11 protein-coding genes are annotated in these 18,052 nt (G+C 52.5%); 2 read left to right on the plus strand and 9 right to left on the minus strand.

Annotation, left to right across the window (positions count from 1 at the left end; translation table 11 throughout):
• Positions 1 to 107: 107 nt before the first annotated feature.
• Complete coding sequence (locus tag HCX89_RS11370; RefSeq protein WP_028781110.1) at positions 108 to 1,475, plus strand: L-cystine transporter; 1,368 nt, start codon at positions 108 to 110, stop codon at positions 1,473 to 1,475.
• Between the two features lie 140 nt (positions 1,476 to 1,615).
• On the opposite strand, the gene HCX89_RS11375 is transcribed toward HCX89_RS11370, so the two are convergent.
• Together HCX89_RS11375 and hipB are read right to left on the minus strand one after the other, a co-directional pair.
• A complete protein-coding gene (locus HCX89_RS11375) occupies positions 1,616 to 2,917 on the minus strand; it encodes a type II toxin-antitoxin system HipA family toxin (RefSeq protein WP_167716095.1) in 1,302 nt (433 codons plus the stop codon).
• The gene (gene hipB / locus HCX89_RS11380; protein WP_025011264.1) at positions 2,917 to 3,165 is read right to left on the minus strand and encodes a type II toxin-antitoxin system antitoxin HipB; all 249 of its coding nucleotides are present in this window, start codon (positions 3,163 to 3,165) and stop codon (positions 2,917 to 2,919) included. Before hipB ends, HCX89_RS11375 begins: the two co-directional genes overlap by 1 nt.
• Before the next feature lie 511 nt (positions 3,166 to 3,676).
• On the opposite strand from hipB, the gene HCX89_RS11385 reads away from it, so the two are divergent.
• The gene (locus tag HCX89_RS11385) at positions 3,677 to 5,368 is read left to right on the plus strand and encodes an ATP-binding cassette domain-containing protein (protein WP_167716097.1); all 1,692 of its coding nucleotides are present in this window, start codon (positions 3,677 to 3,679) and stop codon (positions 5,366 to 5,368) included.
• Between the two features lie 12 nt (positions 5,369 to 5,380).
• Here the strand turns inward: HCX89_RS11385 and HCX89_RS11390 are convergent, their stop codons facing one another.
• The 7 genes from HCX89_RS11390 to metH all read right to left on the minus strand — a co-directional run bounded on the left by HCX89_RS11390 (position 5,381) and on the right by metH (position 17,891).
• Positions 5,381 to 5,755: a PH domain-containing protein gene (locus HCX89_RS11390; RefSeq protein WP_014386412.1), complete on the minus strand. Its 375-nt coding sequence runs from the start codon at positions 5,753 to 5,755 to the stop codon at positions 5,381 to 5,383.
• A 10-nt stretch (positions 5,756 to 5,765) separates the two neighbouring features.
• Positions 5,766 to 7,691, minus strand: a complete 1,926-nt coding sequence (locus HCX89_RS11395; RefSeq protein ID WP_144128793.1) for a U32 family peptidase — start codon at positions 7,689 to 7,691, stop codon at positions 5,766 to 5,768.
• A gap of 213 nt (positions 7,692 to 7,904) precedes the next feature.
• The gene (locus HCX89_RS11400) at positions 7,905 to 10,430 is read right to left on the minus strand and encodes a hypothetical protein (RefSeq protein ID WP_167716099.1); all 2,526 of its coding nucleotides are present in this window, start codon (positions 10,428 to 10,430) and stop codon (positions 7,905 to 7,907) included.
• On the minus strand, positions 10,430 to 11,035 hold the full coding sequence (locus HCX89_RS11405; RefSeq protein ID WP_025011261.1) for a hypothetical protein: 606 nt from the start codon (positions 11,033 to 11,035) through the stop codon (positions 10,430 to 10,432). Before HCX89_RS11405 ends, HCX89_RS11400 begins: the two co-directional genes overlap by 1 nt.
• A 944-nt stretch (positions 11,036 to 11,979) precedes the next feature.
• A complete protein-coding gene (locus tag HCX89_RS11410; RefSeq protein ID WP_025011260.1) occupies positions 11,980 to 12,237 on the minus strand; it encodes a DUF2999 family protein in 258 nt (85 codons plus the stop codon).
• A gap of 209 nt (positions 12,238 to 12,446) precedes the next feature.
• Entirely contained in the window at positions 12,447 to 13,949 is a 1,503-nt protein-coding gene (locus tag HCX89_RS11415) for a hypothetical protein (protein WP_025011259.1), read from the minus strand.
• Between the two features lie 222 nt (positions 13,950 to 14,171).
• Complete coding sequence (gene metH / locus HCX89_RS11420; RefSeq protein WP_167716101.1) at positions 14,172 to 17,891, minus strand: methionine synthase; 3,720 nt, start codon at positions 17,889 to 17,891, stop codon at positions 14,172 to 14,174.
• Positions 17,892 to 18,052: the final 161 nt, after the last annotated feature.

Raw genomic sequence — 18,052 nt, forward strand, 5'->3', positions numbered from 1 at the left:
ATCAGAGGCTATAAAGAATAATAACTTAATATTTTGTCGTGCTTAAACTAGCGCTTATTATGCGGTAGATTCTCTCTTCATATACCGTTTCCCGTATAAGGTTCCATATGTCTATTGCAGTTATCGCATCCATTGCGGTATTTCTCGGCGTTCTGTTTATTCTGTTTCACCAACAGCAAAAAGAGCACAAATTATCCCGTCTGGTGCTGATAGGTTTAATCCTCGGCAGTGCCTATGGTTTCCTGATGCAGTCTTACTTTGGCGTGGACAGCCCGGTCACTGCAGAGACGCTCAGTTGGATAGCCATAGTCGGTGGTGGCTATGTGGCCTTGCTGAAGATGGTGATCATGCCCTTGGTGTTGGTGTCCATGGTCGCGGCAGTGGTCAAGTTGGATAAGGGCGGCTCGCTCGGCAAGATCTCCTCCCTGACCATATTTATTTTGATGGCGACCACGGCCGTAGCGGCTTTGATAGGTATTCTGGTCACTTCCATCTCAGGGATTTCTGCCGAGGGGCTGATAGCCGGTAGCCGGGAAACGGCGCAAATGGCGGTATTGGATACCAAGGCGGCTTCGATTGCCGATCTGACTGTACCGCAAATGCTGCTGAGCTTTATTCCGGTAAATCCTTTTGCCGATCTGGCCGGTACCCGTTCCACTTCCATCATTGCCGTGGTGATTTTCGGTATCCTCCTCGGGATAGCGGCCCGCAAAGTGATGCATGAGAAAGAGCAACTGGAATCCCCCATACGGACCTTTGTTGAAGGTGCGCAGGCGATTGTTATGCGCCTGGTGAAGATGATTATGGCGCTGACTCCTTATGGTATTGCCGCGCTGATGGCCAAGGTGGTCGCCTCTTCCAGCGCTGCCGACATGCTCAACCTGTTGGGTTTTATTCTGGCGTCTTACGTCGCCATCCTGCTGATGTTTGTTGTTCACGGCATGCTGGTGGCCATGGTAGGCGTTAGCCCGCTGGACTACTTCCGTAAAATTTGGCCCGTGCTGACCTTTGCCTTCTCGTCGCGCAGTTCGGCGGCGACTATTCCATTGAATGTCGAGGCTCAGGTGACCCAGCTGAATGTGCCGCCGGCCATTGCCAATCTGGCGGCCTCGTTCGGTGCCACTATCGGTCAGAACGGCTGCGCCGGTATCTATCCTGCCATGTTGGCTGTCATGGTGGCGCCCAGCATGGGCATAGATCCACTGGACTTGCATTTCATGCTGTCCTTGATTGCCATAGTGACCATCAGCTCCTTCGGGATAGCCGGCGTCGGTGGCGGTGCAACATTTGCGGCGCTAATTGTCCTGCCTGCCATGGGGCTGCCGGTGGCCATTGTGGCGCTGCTGATCTCCATCGAGCCGCTGATTGATATGGCGCGTACCGCCTTGAACGTATCCGGCTCCATGACCGCAGGTACCATGACCAGTCGGCTATTGAAGCAAACCACGGAAAACCAGACGGCCGAGCAGCAGTAAGTTGCCCCGGCTAACGGCTTGAGAAAAAGGATGCTGCGGCATCCTTTTTTAGATTGGCACGGGTAATGAAAATCTTACTTAAAAAGGAAATTAACCCGCATCCGCTTATGGAAATAGCATTTAAAATTAATAGCTTATAGCTAGATTTTTTTAATTATTTTCTTGGCATTCTCAAAAATTGAGTTGGAGATATGCTCTGGAAAGCCCTCTGGTAGATTCGCCCTTACTTGCGAGATTGCCTTAGGTAACGCACCTTTCATTTCATCCATTATTCTTTGCATCTTATCCTGACTAAAATTCACAGCTTTAGCAGTATCTAAAAAGTGACGAGGCAGGATTTTATTGATTTCGTACTTCTTGCCTTTTGTGGCTTTTAATCCCATTGCGAGCTTAAGTTGTCTAATATTGAGTCCTTTTCCTCCCAGTAATGGGTAGGCCGACAGAATGTCGTAGAATGGAGTGAGTCGATAGCTACCTCCTCTATCAATATAGATAGAAAAGTTTTTAGCATGTCCATCAGTAGCCCCAATGATCCATTGAAATACCTGGAATCTCATGAAGTTATATCGATCTTCAAGTGCATTACTTGAGCCCATTAATAACTTCATGATCTGTGCTATGCCTGGGCCACCTTGAGATTCATATTTGATGGATGATGGCATACCAAACACCTGGCAAATATCTTCTTGAGGTAAGCGTAGCAAGCCTGCTCTGTCTTTTGTCCAACGTCGATCAAATCGTTCTACAGCTAAAGCTTTAAGGTTGTCAGTTTTGATTATATTGACGCTGGGAACTGCGAATCCCAGCGCTTTAGCTAGCTCAATGCAAAGATATTCATTTTCTACGCTATCTTTGAGATCCAGGGTCGCGTTAGCTTGTGGTATTTCGCCTATTGGCAGCTTGATAATGTGAGTGGTTGGGGTGTTTCCTTTCGGTATACACCATTGTCCATCAATGAATAAGAGTGCGGTTTTTTCTTGAGCACCTGCCACTGAGATCCTAAAGTCTTCTTCCTCTTTGAGCATTCCGAGGGGAATATCAGACTTGTATGCAGAAAGAACGGCTTCTAGTTTCTTGTTATCCAATATTTCGTAGCTGAGTGGCTCTTTTTTATAGGGGTGTTCGGGAGGAAATAGTGCAATAGCACCAACACTATCCTTTCCAATTTCTTTCAAGAGATCAAATGGTTGTTTGGACGAGGCTCTGTACCTTGCAACGATCCTATCTCTGACTTGTGGGCTGTCTGGTAAGAGGTTGTCAAAATAGTTGATAACGGCATCGGAAGTGATAGTCGGTAATTGAAGCCTCAAAGACAATGACAGTGGGCGAGCCATTGCATTGGTTATCCAGTCCTTATCATATTGAAAAGTGTGAGCGCCGTTCTTATGCTTCGCCAAGGTGCCAACAAGTTCACCATTCATGTATGCTATTAGCTTTTGCATTACCAACTCTCATCATCATTTTCACTTGGCGAAGTCAGCTGTGTTTTTTCTTGGATACTCAGTGTTAGATCCATCGCTTGTACAAGCTTAAAGAAGGTAGAAAGCGTTGTTTTGTTGGGGTTGTTCTCGAAGTTCGAGATTGTTGCTTGCTTTATACCGACTTTTTTCGCCAACTCTGACTGAGTCCAGCCATTCTTTTGGCGTATCAGTAGCATCATATCTGCGAGTTGCTTTGGACTATATATCATTAGTTCCAGCCCTCAATGATTAGAGATGAATTTTAAAGTTATCTCATATCCCCACTAGAGGATGAGATAACATTTATCCCTTTGTTGGGATAAATATTACTTTATACCCCGGTGGGTATAATTGACTAAATATCCGCTATTGAGGATATTTAGTCAATAGAAGTCAGAAGGAACAATGATATTGAGCTGAGTCATAGACTGCTCTAGCATCCTGTTTAGTTTTGAGCCGCACTCTCATCCCAAAGGACAACCCCCAAAGGGGACAAGCTGGATTTTTGTTGTCTCAGGCGGTTATAATTCCGCCATCCTCGCCTATTGGAGCTCACGCCAAAATGAACAACTGACACCTGATCACCAATCTTTTTTACTTTTCCATTATTAGATTGGCAGGGTCGGTCGGCGTGTTCGCTCAAGTCTTTATTGTTGCAGTCAGTTGGCACTCATTCGCCATATCATGACTGCTTAAACCCGGATCGGATCTCGCCGTGCCTCCCTGTCTGCAGGAGGCAAGATGCAGGCATTTAATGCAAGACAAATCTCACTCTATACTCATGGCCTTGAGCCATTGTTTGCCGATATCAGCTGTAACCTGAGCGCTAGAATGACCGGCCTGATTGGTCGCAACGGCATAGGCAAGAGTTTGCTGGGCGAAATACTCTGCGGTTTGAGAGCGCCGGATAGCGACACGGTTGAGCGCCGGGGCATTTGCGGTATATACCGGCAGCAGCAAGAACCAAAGCTGCTAACGGCCGCAGCAAGCCGGGTTGATGGCCCCTCATCCCAAGTGCCAACAATGCAAACCGGAAGCTACCTGAGCCAATGCCTGGGTTTGGCGACCAGATTACAGGCACTGACACAAATAGAGCAGGGCTGTTGTGACAGTCATTGGTTTGAGCAGCTCAATGACGACTGGCAGGTGCGGCAAACCTTTTGCGAACTCTGCCGGGAGCTGGGGTTGCCGGCAGAGCCCGAGCTTGAGTTCGAACGCCTCAGCGGCGGCCAGCAGGCCAAGCTGAAACTATGGCGTTTGTTTCAAAGCGAGGCCGACTGGTTGCTGCTCGATGAGCCTTCCAATCATTTGGACAGAGGCGGCAGACAGTGGCTGCGGCAGCGGATGTCGGCATTTTCAGGGCAGATCCTGCTGATAAGCCACGACATAGATCTGCTGCGACAGATGGATGAAATCTGGGAGCTCAACAGCTTGGGGTTGGATTCCTATGGAGGCAACTATGACAGCTATTGGCATCAGCACACCCTGGCACAGCAAGCGCTTGAACGCAGGTTGGAGAATGTCGTCAAGGCCCGGCGTCAGGCAAGAAAGCAGGCGCAGTTGAGCCGGGAGCGGGCACAACAGAGGGCAGCCAAAGGGGAGAAATTGGCGCGCAGTGGCAGCCAGGCCAAGGTGTTGCTCGACCGTCAAAAAGAGCGGGCCGGTGCCAATGCGGCGGCCATGGCGACCCGGGAGCGGCAACATCAGCGACTGCTGGACTCTGAGCTTGCCGGGCTGAAACAGCAGTGTGAGCAAAGGCATAGGCAAAACCTGACTCTGGGGCGCGAAACCCTTGGCCAGCCAGTGGCGAAGCAGACGCTGGTACGGCTATTGGATGCTGTCTTGCCCTATGGCAGTCGAGAGCCTATCAATTTAACCCTCAGCAGTGGCGAGAAACTGCGTCTGGCGGGGTTCAATGGCAGTGGTAAGTCCAGCTTGCTTCGGGTCTTGCAGGCTAGGCTGGCATTGAGCTCTGGGCAAGTGCAACTCAATGGCCACAGTGTCTATCTGGATCAGCATTTCAGCTTACTCAAGCCAGAGTGGACATTGCTGGAAACCCTGCAGCGCTGTGCTCAAGTTGATAGCAGCCCGATTGATCATAACCAGGTGAATCCCAGCCTGATGGATGACAGTCAGCGCCGCACTCTGCTGGCCCAGATAGGCTTTCGCGCCGAGCAGGTGCACCGCACTGTGGCTTGTCTCAGCGGCGGTGAAAAGATGAAGCTGGCCATGCTTTATGTCAGTCATCAGCGGGGCAATCCCTTACTGCTGCTGGATGAGCCTGACAATCATCTGGATATTGAATCGAAAGCGCGTCTGGCCGCGGCACTGGCAGCATACCCGGGCGCTTTTATTCTGATCAGTCATGATGAGGAGTTTGTGGCGCAGACCGGCATTGAAGAAGCGCTTTCCCTGCCAAATAGCGGATCCTAGACTTTTTTAACCTCAGAGCGTGAATTTGGCTATGGTCTTTTGAATACCTACCACATCAGTGCCGCGCTTGAGCTCTTTGACCAGGGGCTCTGCCTGGCCTGAGATCCACAGCTTGAGTTCGGCATCCATATCGAAGCGCCCGGCGGTTTCCACTTCAAAGTGCACTATCGCCTTGTAGGGGATGGAGTGATAACTCACTTTCTTGCCGGTCATGCCTTGTTTATCTATCAAGATCAGGCGCTTGTTGGTGAAGACAAACATGTCGCGAACCAGTTTATAGGCCAGCTGCAACTGTTCGCTGTCGGCCATAATCGGCGTCAGTTCTTCGTTGAGTTTATCCAGATCCACTTCACTGGCGTTGCCCATCAAGGCGTTCAAAAATCCCATGTTTTTCTCCTTACCCTACCAACAGCATTTCACATTTATGGCAGTCGAACACCAGCTTGAACTGCTTGCCACCCAGCTCCATTTCCAGCGGCTCGGCCTTGATCCCCGGCACTTCTTTGGGGCACATGTTGTAGCTGTAACGTATGCAGTGCTTGGTGATCATCAAGGGTGCATCGCCTTTCACCGGCCGCACTTCATAGGCATCACGGATGGATACCACCCCGTGACGGGTATAGAAGTCCTTGGCCTTTTGGTTGGCCACATTGCCAAGATAGGTCAGGCTGCGCTGCGGGAAGCGGGCACTGTCGTCCCGTACCCAGGGTGTGGGTCTTTGATACCCCTGAATACGCGCTTCGTCCAGGGCAGCAATGGCATCACGGCGCAGGCCATTGATGATGGATGCCGGTACAAAAACGGCTTCGGCATCGCCCAAATCCACTTGTCCGAGACGAAAATCGGTATTGCCCAGCTTGGCGAGATGCTTGCCGAGTGATTCACGGTTGCGGGTAATATCCTTGGCCTGCTGTTTTTCGAAGTCAGCGGTCACTGTCGCCTGATGGCCATGACGGTCGGCAGCGGTCAGTGCCAGACCTGTCTGGGTATTGCTGAGGCTGAAGTCCAGCAACAGGGTTCGCTCGGCAGATTCTTTGGCCAGCAGGGCTTCAAAGGCCTGATCTTTGTTGCGATACAGGGTGGCACCGACATAGAGATCTTTCGGCATGTTTTTCAGGTACAGGGTGTTACCCTCGGCGCGGTTGACCCGAAAACCTGTCAGCTTGTCATCCGACAACCTGGCCTTTTGATAGTTGGCGGCGAAGAAGCCCAGGCCATCACCGTTGTGGAACTCGGCATCCGAGTCGACCTGGATGAAGTCTTTGCCTATCTTGCTGACTTTGCCTACCTCTACTCCCAAGTATTTCGGAGTGCGGAAGTCGCCGATGTCTGCCTTGCGCTCATTGACAAAGTAGTCCGTCTTGCCGCGGTTAAAGCTCTTGTCCGGATCCGGGGTGAAGCTGTAGCTGCAACGGCCGTGGGACGAGGGTTCAAACTCGGGCCGACGCGCCATGATGGCATCCAGTTGCTGGCGGTAGTGAGCGGTAACATTCTTGACGTAGCTGAGGTCCTTGAGTCGGCCCTCTATCTTGAAGGAGCGGATCCCGGCGTCGATCAGCGCTTCGAGGTTATCTGTCTGATTGTTGTCCTTCAGCGACAGCATATGGTCGTTGCTGGCAATGATGTCGCCCTGGCGGGTCTTGAGATTACCCGGCATCCGGCATTGCTGTGAGCATTCGCCGCGGTTGGCACTGCGGTCTGTGTAGGCTTCACTGATATAGCATTGGCCGCTGTAGGCCACGCACAGGGCGCCATGGATAAAGAACTCAAGTCGCATCTTGGTCTCGGCGGCGACGGCGCGAATCTGGCTCAGACTCAGCTCCCGCGCCAACACCACCTGAGAAAAGCCCACATGCTCGAGGAAGGCGACTTTGGCAGGAACCCTGTTGTCCATCTGGGTACTGGCGTGCAGTGCAATCGGTGGCAAGTCCAGCTCAAGCAGCCCTAAGTCCTGCACAATAATGGCATCGGCACCTGCCTCGTACACGGCCCAGATCAGGCGCTTGGCCTCTTCCAGTTCATCGTCCAGCAATATGGTATTGAAGGTGACAAATACCTGAGCGTGATACCTATGGGCAAACTCACACAGGCGGGCAATGTCCTCGACACTGTTGCCGGCAGTATGGCGGGCACCGAACGCCGGGCCACCAATGTAGACGGCATCCGCCCCGTGGCGAATGGCCTCAATACCGAAATCGGCATTCTTGGCCGGAGCCATCAACTCCAGCTTGTTGTCGGCCAGTTGCACCGCTTGGCTGGGGGCGGCATCAGGGGCTTGTGCCTGTTGGCCGGGATTAAAGAGTTCAACACCTGTAGTGGACATGGCTTACCGCTCGTCTGGAAATGCCTGGAAATTTCGGGCACAAATTATAGCAGAGCCAGTAATTCATGAAAGCCTAAGGAATTAGATGCACCAATTTCTTCGGTTGGAAAGTGGCAGCCTGGCTTGAGAACAACCGCATGATGGAAGGTTTTAGGCAGACAAAAAACGGGAGCCCTGAGGCTCCCGTTGGCAGTTGTTTACTTCAACTTTGCATCAATCGTTCAGGTGGGCACAGCGACCAAACTCGGCTCCGTCTTTGACGGCAGCAACCACCTGTTTCGGGAAGCTGAGCTGAACATCCTGGCCATCCCGGCAGACAAAGGCTTTGTTCAGATCGACATCGATAGACAAGACAGCTCCTGCGATACCACCCATCATTTCAGAGCCGTTGGCACTGATGGCAAATGGGTTATCTATGGTCAGCGCCTTGGCTTCGGTAACGCCCTGCTTGGCGAAGAACTCCCTGGTGCTCATCCAGCCCAAACCTTCCAGGTAGATACCACCACTGAAACCGGTAAACAGGCTGCCGGAGCGAGCAGTAATCATCGACAGATCGTCGCTGGCATCAAGCAGCAGCATACGCGGTACGCCAAACTCGGCGCTGATGCTGTCGTGATCCCAACCTTCGGCACACAGATTACCCAGGAAGAAGTGATTGAAAGGTACCTGCTCACACCAGCGCAGGCTGCCTATGTTCTCCTGTTGGCCCGAGTCCGTATGCCATAGGGTGACTCCGGTGCGGGTGCCAAAGCCAACCGTGCTGCCGTCGTTGGAGATCACCGAGGAGTCCTGGGCGCCAAACTCAGCTGAGGTGTCGTGGAAGCGGCCATCGACCCAGGCAACCTGACTGGTGCCATCATAAGTGCCTGTAATAGTACTGCCGTTGCCGGCTATTCTGTCGGCACGCAGCCATTGAACCTTTTCGGCAAATTGATAAGGCAGTTGCTGCATACCGGCCTTCTTGGTCCAGATAAAGGGTACTATCTCGTCCTTGAATGCACTCTGGCAGGCGCCGTTACCGTCAGTATCCAGATAGGCGGTGCCGACAACTGTGTCGCCATTGTCATCCATATCCCAGACATAGCTGGAGTTGGTGCCTGACTGCCCCGAGCCACCGCAGCTGTTACCGTTGAGATCCCCAAGCGAGGTCAGCTTGTCGCTGCGCAGATCCCAGATGGCGGCATTGCTGATGCCGTTGCCACTGAAGTCCGCCATGACACCGGCCTTGGTAGCGTTTTTGTTCATGGTGGCGTGTCCGGCAACCACGGCATTACCGGCCGGGTGCAGCTCGAACAGGGCTTTCTTGGTGCTGTCATAGAGGAAAGGCGTGCTGCCGGTTATCCCCATGGCACGTTTGCCGTTCTTGGCATGATCCAGCACAAAGGCGCTTACCAGTGGGGTATATTGGATGCCATCGCTATAGCCGTTGAAATAGATATCGGCCTGTTTGGTCACCCCGGCTTCGGCAATGATAGGAGTGAAATCACAGGCTCTATCGCTGGCCGGATTGCTGCTTTCATCGCTGTTCCAGTATTCGGCCTCTGACAAGAGGGCGGTTTGTCGGGTAGGATAACCACCGGCCTTGATAGTCTCCATGTAGAGCACATAGCGACCGCCGGGTGTCAGACCATTGATGGTGAACTTGCCATCCGGGCCTACAAGCCCTTGAGTCAGGTTGCCGGACTGTTGAGTGACCACATCGTACAGCGGGTTATCCAGATTGCGGGCCACCATGTTCATGCCCGAATAATCCACTCCTTCCTTGGTGTACAAGGTACCGGAAATCGAGCCGTAGCCAGAACGATATTCCGCTGTAGGGTAGAGATCGGACAGGTTGACTATGTCGTCGCGCACATTGACCGTTGATTGCTCGGCGCCCTGAATCCCCAACACATTGATGAAGGGGAACATGGTTTCAATAGTGTCCGGCGCTATCTGGCTGGCGCTGGTGTATTGATTGGTGATGGCGCAGCCCGGTACCCCGTCATATTGCGGGCTGTAAGAGGCCGACATATAGCTGAGATGGCCATTGGCCTGGGAGTGCGACATGTTGAGGGCGTGGCCGAATTCATGGGTAAATACCCCGGCAATCATTTCGCCTTCTGTGTCATCTATACCCACGTACCAGCCGTTCATCAAGGCAGTGGCCTCGAGGATTTCACCGGTTTCTTCATCGGCCCACTCGGGGAAGGCTATCCCCAGGACCTGGCTGCGTGGTACGCCGAAATACTGTTCCAGTATCTGGCCGTCGGTGTCATAGTTGACCCAGAAACCATAGCCGTTTACGGCGGAATAGATCTGATCGACATTGGTTTGATTGACGTCCTGGATACCGATTTGCTGTTCAATGGTGCCCTGCACCGACATCTCAAAGGTGGAGGTTTCCACCGCTGACCATTCGCCCACGGCCTTGGCGGTAATGGCATTGGCCTGAGCTATGCTGAGGAAGGTGTAATCCCTGTCCAGCACTGTACCTGCCGGGATCACAGTGCCGTCCGGCAGTGTGATGTCGAGATTGAACACCTGCCCCTTTTCCAGAATGGTGAAGGTTTGTACGTCAACCCCATCCTTGTTTTTAATCACAGGGCCGCCGTCGGTATAGACGGGAATCGCCCCCTTGGAAGTGTCCCACTTATAGGGCTGCATTGTGGGTTCGTGAATATACAGCGGGCCACCGGCCAGCGCGGCAGAGGAGACTGAGCCCAACAGTAAGGCCGTGGCAATTCTTGAAAGCTTCATTATTTGGCCTCCTGTACCAGTTTGCCAACCAGAGACATAAATGCGGCGGCATCCACAGCGCCGGCCGTGGTGATAAGGCTCTGCTCTTCAGGGCTGAGCGACTGGGTGTTCATGCCATCAAACAGGCCTATGTTGCCCAGTTGATTGCTGACTTTGCCGTTTTGCACAATGAATTTGCCTTGTTCCAGCCCTACGGTAGAAGTCAGGCCGGCACCGAGATCCGGATTCATAAAGGCCACTACCTGCTCGCCAACCGACCAGCGGGCGAAGCCTTCGGGGGATACGCCCAGGTAGACTTTGCCGTTACCCATGGAACGGGGCTTGAGCAAACCAAACTGGCGGAAGGTATATTCGCTGCCTGCCTTATGTTTGTTCTTGGCATCCATACCTACCCGAATGGTGATCTGGGTATAGGGGCGTTTGCGCTCATCAAAGCCATCGGTCACAGACACCACTTGGCCCGAGACTATGCTGGACGCCTGACTGGTCAATTGACTGAGATTTTGTTTGAGATGTTTTTGGGCTACGGCTGCCGGTGTCAGCAGCAAACTGGCTGAGACGAGACATAGCGCCGATAGACGCTGGAACCACTGGGATCTTGTCACTGTAATACCTCCTGTATGATTGGGATAAATTCAGCTTTCGATCATCGACCCATACTTCCTTGGCCGAATATTGACCGAGCACCTACTTAAGCACGCCGACTCAATGGGAGGCACGGCAAATGATGTAGCGTTTTGTAGCGTTTTTGTTAAACACACACGGTTTGTCTCAATCTTGTGTTAGGTGAGGGCGATGGCGGAGAGACAAGAGGGAATAGATTGGCTTTCAACACACCTTTGGTTATCTTTTGCTCAGCGTGAGCTGTTTGCCATGCTGAATATCAGTTAATAACAGGGAGAGTGCTGATGAGCTGTAACTTTTGTGGTGGGCGTTTGAATAACGGAATGTTACGTAAGCAGGAGCCGGGAAGCGGTCGGAAGTTTAAGTCGTGTCCCAACTGTTCAACGACTCATGGTGAGGAACATATATTTCATCCCTATCCCGCTGATTTTGGTAATACGCCGGCACGAGTGATAGCGGCCAATCCGGACGGGCACCAAAGTTATTGCAGAAATTGTCGGGCGCTTGATACGGGTATTGATTCAGAGAACTATCAAAAATGGAAGGTGCGAACAAGTCCCATGTGTGCTCTGCGTCGGCTTACAGGCCTGGATGCAAGGCGTGGTTCGCAGCAAATGGCCCTAGTCCTTTGCAAGAAGCACAACACAGCAGACAGGTCTGTAAGCCACGCCCTTCGGGGCTTTCACAGCAACCGGCTCTCTGCGTTATCCGACTTCAACATGCCCCGGCATGCCTTCAGTCAGATGCCTTGAGCGCCAATTGCTGTGTAAGCCAGAGTGCCACGAGGACCTATTCGCACCTTCCTAAGCGTTGCAGCGAACTGAGCTGATGGCACTGCCAATTTGTCAGCCCAATACTTGATGAATGACAGAACATGACATCGGCCCTCAAAGCCATATGAGTCAGGCCTTGAGGGCGCACAGGATTAAACAGACTTGTTCATTTGGGCTTTGGCGGCTTCAACCTTGGAGAAATCCAGTCCCAGTTCTTCGACGGCCTCTTTGATCAGTGCCGGGTTCTGCATCACTTGCATCATCAACCCCTGCAGCTTTTCCGGTGGCAATCCCAACTGCCCCAGAGTGCCCATGGCCATCAGGGGATTTTCGGTCAGGCTCTGGAACAGGCTGTTTATTTGTTCATCGCTGATATTGTGCTCTTTCAGCAGGGCAATAATAGGATTCATAAGCTCCTCATTGGTTTGAAACATTCAATTTGCGCTGATTTTAACAGAAGAAACAGACCCGAATAGGTATTTCCTTACTAGTGAAAGAAAATGAAGCAGGATATCGATTACATCAGCCCTAGTCATAGTGGCAATTGGTGGCTAACCAATTGCCTATATTGCAAATATTAAGCAGTTCCACTCGATAGCCGACGAGTACCTTTGGCAGCTTATAACGCCTCAGCTAATCGAATCAGATTGTCATTGTCTATGTTCATCGACAGAGAGGTTATTGCCGCCCGACTCTGCTCCGTGTCACCAAGCTTGATGAGCAGTGATTGGACTATGCTGGCACGTGCGGTTAACTGATCAACGGTCAGGTTCGGATAAGTGCTATTGGCTATCGATAATGCGTGGATGGTCAATGTCTGGCTCTCCAGCTTGTCTGCATCGCGGATAGTTTGTCGATTATTGGCGTAATCGCTATAAAAATCAGTGACCTCGTAGAGGGCAGACTCCACTTTTTCTGAGGCAGGGCGTTCAGTTCCGTAATCGACTGAAGTCAGTGCACCATTGGCGTCGAATACGGCCGTAAAAGAGTTACTTTCTCCAATATGGTTTTGGTAGGGCAAAATGCCTACGTGGCCGAATTCAGGCGCATTAATAAAACCGCTGAATACCATCGTCAGGTTATTTTGTTTCTTAGCAGTGTCTTGTCGCACTAATAGTAGTTTGCGGGTTCCGAACGTTGTGTAATACAACCCCGGATAATCCTCTTCCGCTTTTAAGGTGCTCTCTTTCGCTAATCCGACATCAGCCAGTTTTTCAAGTGATAGTCCAAATAGGTATCTATTGGCCATAGTTATCGCCACGTCATTTCTTAACTCGGTATCCCGGGATATTACCCAAGGCAAGAAATCATCACTAACAAGAGGCAATAGATAAGGCTGATTTTGGGGGATTGATACTGTATCTATGGTGTATTCGCGTTGCACTGAGATTTCTTTCTGGAATGTATCGAGTTCAAGAGTCGCCATGGATACGGCTTTCTGTGCGCTGAGTACCGCAGCTTCTTCTGCAGAGGTATTCCCTTTTTTTGCGGCCAGGAGCTTCTGTTTTTTCTTCAGCTCTCCTTGTTTATTTGTCACTGTAGCTTTCAGGTTATCGATAACCACGGATACCAAGGGTTGATGCAAAAGTTTTGGAATACAAGCTGCTTTGGGAGGCGTAACGCCTTGCCCCTGATTGTTTTTATCGCTTGGAGGGAGAGAAGCTGAACCAATCGATATAGGAATTCCCTGTGAAATGGCGGCAATGTTGGCTACGGTTTTTATCGCCGCCATGCCCAACTCTATGGATTTGTCGTCAGCATGGGTGGAAAAGGATTTAAGCAAACCATTAGGATGCATCACCACGTTCATGCCCCAGGCTTTGGAGAAAGCATGTAACTCTGAAGGGTTAATCACGAATACTTTGGTTAGATCAGGATGCCCTGTTTGTTTGACTGTTGCGGTAGTGTTGAAATCAAACTCCAGGGTATCATTGACCACACGACAAAAGACCAATTTATGAGTCAGCGTTACTGTTTGCGATGAAGCCGGCAAATGGTAAACCAAACCTTGCTTGGCCGATGTTGCACCGGGATCGTCATTACTTTTAATGACCGTTGTGGTGAGTGTACTGGTACATCCAGATAGGCAAAGCAAGGCCGCGGCCAAATGCACTGTTCGCATAGTGAATTCCTTTTCAATGAAGTGATGGAGACAACCTCATTAAAAGTAATCCCAGTTTCAGGTTCTTGCAAAAAGCACCAGCTTACGGGCGAAGGAGAGATACAGTAAGTGTTTGATGAGTATGGCTGTTATCAAAAATGTGGAACGGTCTTGAATTCAGGGATCCTCACCCGAATAGGCGAGAGCCCCTGAACAGCTCAGTTGTTCGCTTAAGAGCCTCTTTTACTCAGGATCATAATCCAATACGGGGGCCAGCCATTTTTCGGCTTCGGCGACTGTCATCCCTTTGCGGCGGGCGTAGTCTTCCACCTGATCTCGGCCTATGTTGCTTACCCCAAAATAGCGTGATTGCGGGTGCGCAAAGTACCAGCCGCTGACCGCCGCCGTGGGGTACATGGCAAAGCTCTCGGTAATCTTGAGGTCGATACACTCATCTGGCTTAAGAAGCTGCCAAAGCAGACCTTTTTCCGTGTGGTCCGGGCAGGCAGGGTAGCCTGGAGCCGGGCGTATGCCCTTGTACTTTTCACGAATAAGCGCCTCGTTATCCAGGTTTTCTTCGCTGGCATAACCCCAGAACTCCTTCCGCACCCGCTCGTGCATCCGCTCGGCGAAGGCTTCGGCCAGGCGGTCGGCCAGACACTTGAGCATGATGGCGCTGTAGTCATCGTGGGCCGCCTCGAAACGGGCAATATGGGCATCGATGCCATGGCCGGTGGTGACCGCAAATCCCCCCATATAGTCGGCCACGCCGCTCTCTTTGGGAGCAACAAAGTCAGAGAGACAGAAGTTGTGGTTGCCCACTCGCTCCAGCTGCATCCGTAGATGATGGGTGGTCAGCAACACTTGGCTGCGAGAGTCATCTGTGTAGATCTCGATATCATCGAAGTTGACGCTGTTGGCGGGAAAGAGGCCGATAACGCCCTTGGCGGTGAGCCACTTCTCTTGGATGATTTGCTCCAGCATCGCCTTGCCGTCGGCATAGACTTTACGGGCCTCAGTACCAACGACTTCATCATCCAGTATTTGCGGGAAATGACCGTGCAACTCCCAGGCGCGGAAAAACGGCGTCCAGTCGATGCGATCGAGTAAGTCCTCCAGCGGATAGTCGTCAAACACCTGGATCCCCGGGGTGTTGGGCTTCACCGCTTGATAGTTGGCCCAGTCGTGGCTGCAGCGGTTATCCCGTGCTACCTGCAAGGGCACTATCTGCTTGCGCTTGGTCTGCGACAGACGCTTTTGGCGCATCATTTCATATTCGCGATAGGTTTCGTCTATGGTGGCCTGGCGGGTTTCATTGTTGATGAGCTTGCTGACCATGGGCACGGCGCGCGAGGCATCGGCAATATAGATGGCGCCATGGGGATAATGAGGCGCTATCTTCACTGCGGTATGGATCTTGGAGCAGGTGGCACCACCGATAATCGCCGGCAGGGTCAGACCTTCGCGCTCGAAGGTTTTAACGTTGTGCACCATCTCATCCAGGCTCGGGGTAATGAGCCCGGACATGCCTATGATGTCGACCTTCTCGGCTTTGGCGACTTCGATGATTTTCTCCACCGGCACCATGACACCGAGATCTATCACTTCATAGCCGTTACAGGCCAGCACCACCCCGACTATGTTCTTGCCTATGTCGTGAACATCGCCCTTGACCGTAACCATCAGCACCTTGCCGTTGCTCTGGCCTTCGACTTTTTCGGCTTCGATATAGGGGTTGAGATAGGCGACCGCCTTTTTCATCACCCGCGCGGACTTGACCACTTGCGGCAGAAACATCTTACCGGCGCCAAAGAGATCGCCCACCACGTTCATGCCGTCCATCAGCGGGCCTTCAATCACATCCAGCGGCCGCTTGGCCTGCAGGCGCGCTTCTTCTGTGTCGGCGTCTATGTATTCGGTGATCCCTTTCACCAGCGCGTGTTCCAGGCGCTTGTTGACCGGCAACTTGCGCCATTCGAGATCTTCTTTCTTGCCTGCGCCGCCCGGGCCACCGCGATACTTCTCGGCGACCTCGAGCAGCTGCTCTGTGTTACTGGAGTCGGCAACCGGGCAGGGCAGGTTGAGCACCACGGCCTCTACCTTCTGCTTCAGCTCAGGGTCGATATCGTCATAGATGGCCAACTGACCGGCGTTGACTATGCCCATATCCATACCCGCCTTGATGGCGTGATAGAGGAACACGGCATGAATGGCTTCCCGCACCGGGTTGTTGCCGCGGAAAGAGAAAGAAACGTTGGACACCCCGCCGGAAATCATCGCATGGGGCAGGTTGGCCTTGATATCTTCAATGGCGCCGATAAAGTCCACCGCATAGTTATCGTGCTCCTCTATGCCGGTGGCGATGGCGAAGATATTGGGGTCGAAGATAATATCTTCCGGCGGGAAGCCCACCTTATCCACCAGCACCCGGTAGGCGCGGGTACAGATTTCGGTTTTGCGCTCCCGTGTGTCGGCTTGGCCCTGTTCATCGAAGGCCATGATGATGGCGGCGGCGCCGTAGCGCTTCACCAGTTTGGCCTGTTCAATAAACTTGGCCTCGCCCTCTTTGAGGGAGATGGAGTTGACTATTCCCTTGCCCTGAATGCATTTGAGCCCGGCCTCAATCACCTCCCACTTGGAGGAGTCGATCATCACAGGCACCTTGCTGATATCCGGCTCTGAGGCGATAAGGTTGAGGAATTTCTGCATCATCTCGACCCCGTCGAGCATGCCCTCATCCATGTTGATATCTATGATCTGGGCGCAGTTTTCTACCTGGTCACGGGCCACCTCCAGCGCGGTTTCGTACTGGCCTTCTTTGATTAACTTGAGAAACCGGGCCGAGCCGGTGACATTGGTGCGCTCGCCCACATTCACAAACAGGCTGCTTGCATCTATGGTCAGGGGTTCCAGTCCGGAGAGGCGACATGCCACCGGCAGCTCAGGCAGCGGCCTTGGTGCGTGAAGGCTAACGGCTTCAGAAATCGCCTTGATATGCGCAGGCGTGGTGCCACAGCAGCCGCCGACAATATTGAGCAGCCCCTCTTCGGCCCAGGGGCCTATCACGCTTGCCATCTCCGCCGGAGTCTCGTCATAGCCGCCGAATTCATTGGGCAGACCGGCATTGGGGTGCGCCGAGACAAAGCACTCGCTGATACGGGAAAGCTCCTCGACATAGGGCCGCAGTTCTTTCGGGCCCAAGGCGCAGTTGAGGCCTATGCTCAGCGGCTTGATATGTCTGAGAGAATGGTAAAAGGCCTCTGTGGTTTGCCCTGTCAGGGTGCGGCCCGAGGCATCGGTAATGGTGCCGGAAATCATCACCGGCAACCTTTGGTCCAGTTTCTCGAACACATTTTCGATGGCAAACAACGCCGCCTTGGCATTTAGAGTATCGAAGATGGTTTCCACCAGGATGATGTCGGCGCCACCGGCGATCAGCGCCTCGGTAGATTCGCTGTAGGCCAATACAAGATCGTCGAAATGTATGTTGCGAAAGCCGGGGTCATTCACATCCGGGCTGATGGAGCAGGTGCGGTTGGTGGGGCCGAGCACCCCGGCCACATAGCGGGGAATACCGCTGGCGGCGGCCACCTCATCGGCCACTTCGCGGGCGATTCTGGCGCCTTGGTAATTGATCTCCGCCGCCAGGCTCTGCATCTCGTAGTCGGCCATGGCAATGGTGGTGGCGTTGAAGGTGTTGGTTTCTATGATGTCGGCACCGGCCAGCAGGTATTCCCTGTGAATGGTCTTGATGATCTCGCTCTGGGTCAGTACCAGCAGATCATTGTTGCCTTTGACATCGCAATGCCAATCTTTGAAGCGCTCGCCGCGGTAATCGGCTTCTTCCAGCTTGTAGTCCTGGATCATGGTGCCCATGGCGCCATCTAAAATCAGGATCCGCTCTTCGAGGGTCTGTTTGAGCTTGAGCTCTGTCTGGCTTTGGGAGTGCTGGGAAGTCGCCATAGGGTTACCTTTCATACCTGTCTTATTGCTGTTTTACATTCGCGGCGCTTGGCATCCGCGACATCATCTCTGCCGACCTGACGCCCGGGACACTATCTGGCATGATAGCCAAAGGCGTGTGTGGGCGCGGAAAGTTATTTTGGACATTTATACGTATAGAC

Source organism: Shewanella sp. Iso12, assembly GCF_012030025.1.
GTDB classification, from domain to species: Bacteria; Pseudomonadota; Gammaproteobacteria; order Enterobacterales; family Shewanellaceae; genus Shewanella; species Shewanella algae.